This is a genomic window from Hafnia paralvei ATCC 29927, from assembly GCF_001655005.1.
In the GTDB taxonomy this organism is placed as follows: Bacteria; Pseudomonadota; Gammaproteobacteria; order Enterobacterales; family Enterobacteriaceae; genus Hafnia; species Hafnia paralvei.
Window position 1 is genome coordinate 1 of sequence record NZ_LXET01000030.1, and the last position, 3,748, is coordinate 3,748.

Consider the following 3,748-nt stretch of genomic DNA (forward strand, 5'->3'; position numbering starts at 1 on the left):
CGGATAATCTCTTAAGAATGGTGCGTCCGAGTGAACTCGAATCACCGACCCCCACCATGTCAAGGTGGTGCTCTAACCAACTGAGCTACGGACGCATCCTGTGTTGCCTTGCTGACATACTGACTGCGCCAGACAACGGAGACGAATATTAGCGGCACATGGCACGGCTGGCAAGGGGGATTGCCAAAAATTCCTCTTAAATTCACACGATTGCTGATGATATGCGCATCTGGGTGAAAAAAACGGCATCTAAGATGCCGTTGAAGGTTTGATATTGCTGCGAATATTCGGCGGTGCTTTTGCTAATTGTTCATTAGCGCGCCGCACGCTGCAAGATCCATGCAGCAGGCTGATTTTGTAACCAGCGAATGCGCAGTGCCATCATAATAGCTGCAGACGTTAACCCGATAATGAATCCTGTCCAGAAGCCGCTTGGCCCCATCGCGGGAACGACATAGTCTGTCAATGCAAGCACATAACCCGTAGGTAACCCCAAGATCCAGTAGGCGGTAAAGGTAATAAAGAAGATAGAGCGAGTATCTTTATACCCACGCAGTACGCCGCTACCGATCACCTGTACGGAGTCAGAGATCTGGTAAATGGCGGCCAACAGCATCAGGTGCGATGCCATGGTGATAACTTCAGGGTTATCGTTATAGAGCAAGGCGATTGGCTCGCGGAAGATAACCGTGAAGATTGCGGTACAGGCCGCCATCGTCATACCCACGGCGATACTGGTTCGCGCAGCCACTTTGGCATTTTCAGCCGAGCCTTCGCCAAGGCGATATCCCACGCGAATGGTGGCCGCTACACCTAACGACATCGGTAAAACAAACATTAGCGAGCTAAAGTTCAAGGCAATCTGGTGCCCGGCAACTGAAACAATCCCGAGAGGGGAAACAAGCAGTGCAACTACGGCAAATAAGGTGACCTCGAAGAACAGCGCTAACGCTACCGGCATCCCGATGTTAATCAGGCGGTGAATAGTCGCCCACTGCGGGGCTTCCATACGTTTAGGGCGCAGGTCGCGCAAGCTGGACGCGTGACGTACATACCAGCGCATGATGAAGTACATCACCCAATAAACGGTGCCGGTTGCCACGCCGCACCCCACACCGCCGAGCGCTGGAGCGCCTAATTTCCCATAAATAAAAATGTAGTTAATGGGTATGTTGACCAACAGACCGATAAAACCAATCACCATCCCCGGCTTAGTTTTTGATAGCCCCTCACACTGGTTACGCAGAACTTGGAAGAACAGATAACCCGGCGCCCCCCACATAATCGCATGAAGATAGCCGATGGCTTTGTTGGCTAAGTTAGGGTCGATGTTGTGCATCATATCGATAATGTGCTTGGCGTTATAAAGCACCACGATGATCAGTGCTGAAACGACCAGCGCTAACCAAAAGCCTTGTTGTACCTGATGTCCGATTTTATCGCGTCGGCCTGCGCCGTTTAGTTGAGCAATAACCGGGGTTAATGCCAACAACAAGCCGTGGCCGAATAAAATAGCGGGTAGCCAAATAGAGGTTCCGACAGCCACCGCCGCCATATCAGTGGCGCTGACGCCACCTGCCATGATGGTGTCAACGAAACCCATGGCCGTTTGTGAAACTTGCGCAATGATAACGGGAATAGCCAGAGCCAATAAGCTACGCGCTTCTATCCAATACTTCTGCACGTATACACCTTTTTATTTTAAATGAGAGAGAAAACACAAATAAGTAAAAGACTCTTCACGGCAAGCCTTGAAGAGGGGAATGCGATACTCAACGTGATGAGAACAGCATCTAAACAGCCAAATTCGCGGCCCATGCGCGCGAAGCGGAGTACAAGCATTGCTTGCCAGACGCACGTGTGACCTGAAATATGACGAGTATAAATGATAAACGAATGATTCTACCTGCAGATAGAGCACAAGAGAATGAAAACTGTCGCTGATGGGTGGGTTATCTGCTGATAATTGCGCTCATGATTTGGTTTTATCGATGGTTTGCGGCAAACTGCTAGGTAATTGTTTTCGATAAGACATTATTGCAGAGGCACCATTTATGTTTACCGGCATTGTTCAGGGCACCGCTCCGGTCGTGTCCATTGACGAAAAATCGAATTTCCGTACTCACGTCGTGAAGTTTCCGCAGGAGCTGCTGCCTGATTTAGAACTCGGGGCATCGGTGGCTCATAACGGTTGCTGTTTGACAGTGACAAAGGTTGAAGGCGATCTGGTCAGTTTTGATCTGATGAAAGAGACGCTACGCATCACTAACTTAGGTGATGTCACTATCGGGAGCGTGGTGAATCTGGAACGTGCAGCGAAGTTTAACGATGAAATCGGTGGGCATTTGATGTCAGGCCATATTATTTGCACCGCTGAAATCGTGAAGATCTTGACCTCAGAAAATAATCGTCAGATTTGGTTTAAAATGCCCAGCACTGACCTGATGAAATATGTGCTGCACAAGGGTTTTATCGGTATTGACGGTATCAGCTTAACGATTGGTGAAGTCACCAAAAGTCGTTTTTGCGTTCATCTGATCCCTGAAACCCTGCAGCGCACAACGCTGGGAGTGAAGCGCTTGGGAGATAAGGTGAATATAGAGATCGACCCGCAAACGCAGGCCGTGGTTGATACCGTTGAACGTGTATTAGCTAGCCGTGAAGCCACATTAGCCGCGCTGTCAAAAGCGGAGCCGGCTGCCTAATTATTCTGATATCAATCGCCGGATGCCGTGTTTACCACATCCGGCTTTTAGCATTATTTCAAGTAGCCTTTAAATTGGCGATTCTCCATCAGCGCAACTTTCCCTTTGGTATAGAAAATTACCTGATAAATGCCCTGTGAATAAACGGCAGCATCAGCATTTTTTTCATCTAAGGCCGCAGGTTTACCGTTGACTGTCACAATACCATCGGTTCCGCGCTTAACCGTTACGCCATAGCCCGTTTTCACGACGGCTTTATGCGTTGCTTGACCATACTGCTGCTGCGCGTTTTCTAACGCCTGTTTTTCAGCGGCGGCGTTAAGGGTATTGATGCGGTTTTGCTCGGCAATATAACAGGCGTCTTTACTTACGCCCTGACCTTCACATTTTGCCATTCGCTCAGCGGATGACGTGCAACCAGCGAGCAATCCAGCCACAACGCTGACCAACAGTAGTTTTTGTACTTTCATTGGTTATCTCCAATCATCATAGCTATATATGTCATGATGTTTTTAATAATAATAACGCATAATTCTCTACCAGCCGACGGAAACGCCTGCGCCATAGCCAAAGTTATTTTGAGTATCGTCAGATACGGTCATCTTAACGATGGTATTTTGTGTTGCATGGAATGATGCACCCACGGCGATTGCATTTTCACTATCGTACCCCCCAACGCCAGCACCCACGGCAAACTGTTGGCTATCGGTCACTTGGGGAATGTTAGCCTGAGCAAAGGCAGCGCTGATCCCTGCAGAGGCCTGCTTTTTATTTTCGTTAATGCGTGAATCTTGTTCCGCCTGATGATGTTGAACGGAGTCTAAACGTTGAGAGTTAGAGCTTATCGCCGCGCTGTTAGACGCGATTCGGTGATGGTTATCCGCTAACGCCATATTATCTATTTTTAGTTGCATGGCGTTGTACTGTGCAATTTCGGCCACTTTTCTGCTCGCTAAACTCTGCTTTTTGTTCAGCGTGGTCTCGTTGCTGCTAGATACACGTTTGTCAGATATATTTTGCGACACATATTTTTCACTGGTCAG

The 3,748-nt window shown here is 48.5% G+C and carries 4 protein-coding genes and 1 tRNA gene; 1 reads left to right on the forward strand and 4 read right to left on the reverse strand.

Annotated features, from left to right (window positions below; all coding sequences use genetic code 11):
* Nucleotides 1–18 precede the first annotated feature (18 nt).
* Nucleotides 19–95: transfer RNA gene (locus M988_RS08570), tRNA-Val, on the reverse strand.
* A 218-nt stretch (nucleotides 96–313) separates the two neighbouring features.
* Nucleotides 314–1,684 carry an MATE family efflux transporter gene (locus tag M988_RS08575; protein WP_008813682.1) on the reverse strand — a complete coding sequence of 457 codons (1,371 nt, stop codon included), beginning with the start codon at nucleotides 1,682–1,684 and terminating at the stop codon, nucleotides 314–316.
* A 370-nt stretch (nucleotides 1,685–2,054) separates the two neighbouring features.
* On the opposite strand from M988_RS08575, the gene M988_RS08580 reads away from it, so the two are divergent.
* On the forward strand, nucleotides 2,055–2,705 hold the full coding sequence (locus M988_RS08580) for a riboflavin synthase (RefSeq protein WP_064573682.1): 651 nt from the start codon (nucleotides 2,055–2,057) through the stop codon (nucleotides 2,703–2,705).
* 53 nt (nucleotides 2,706–2,758) lie between these two features.
* Here M988_RS08580 and M988_RS08585 read toward each other — a convergent pair whose 3' ends face one another.
* Nucleotides 2,759–3,175, reverse strand: a complete 417-nt coding sequence (locus M988_RS08585) for a hypothetical protein (protein ID WP_039186497.1) — start codon at nucleotides 3,173–3,175, stop codon at nucleotides 2,759–2,761.
* Between the two features lie 66 nt (nucleotides 3,176–3,241).
* The coding region (locus M988_RS08590; protein ID WP_169817471.1) for a YadA C-terminal domain-containing protein at nucleotides 3,242–3,748 on the reverse strand (507 nt) is incomplete at its 5' end.

Bases quoted from the DNA above. Each gene is read 5' to 3' on its own strand.
- M988_RS08580 (WP_064573682.1), top strand. From the start codon at position 2,055: ATGTTTACCGGCATTGTTCAGGGCACCGCTCCGGTCGTGTCCATTGAC.
- M988_RS08585 (WP_039186497.1), bottom strand. From the start codon at position 3,175: ATGAAAGTACAAAAACTACTGTTGGTCAGCGTTGTGGCTGGATTGCTC.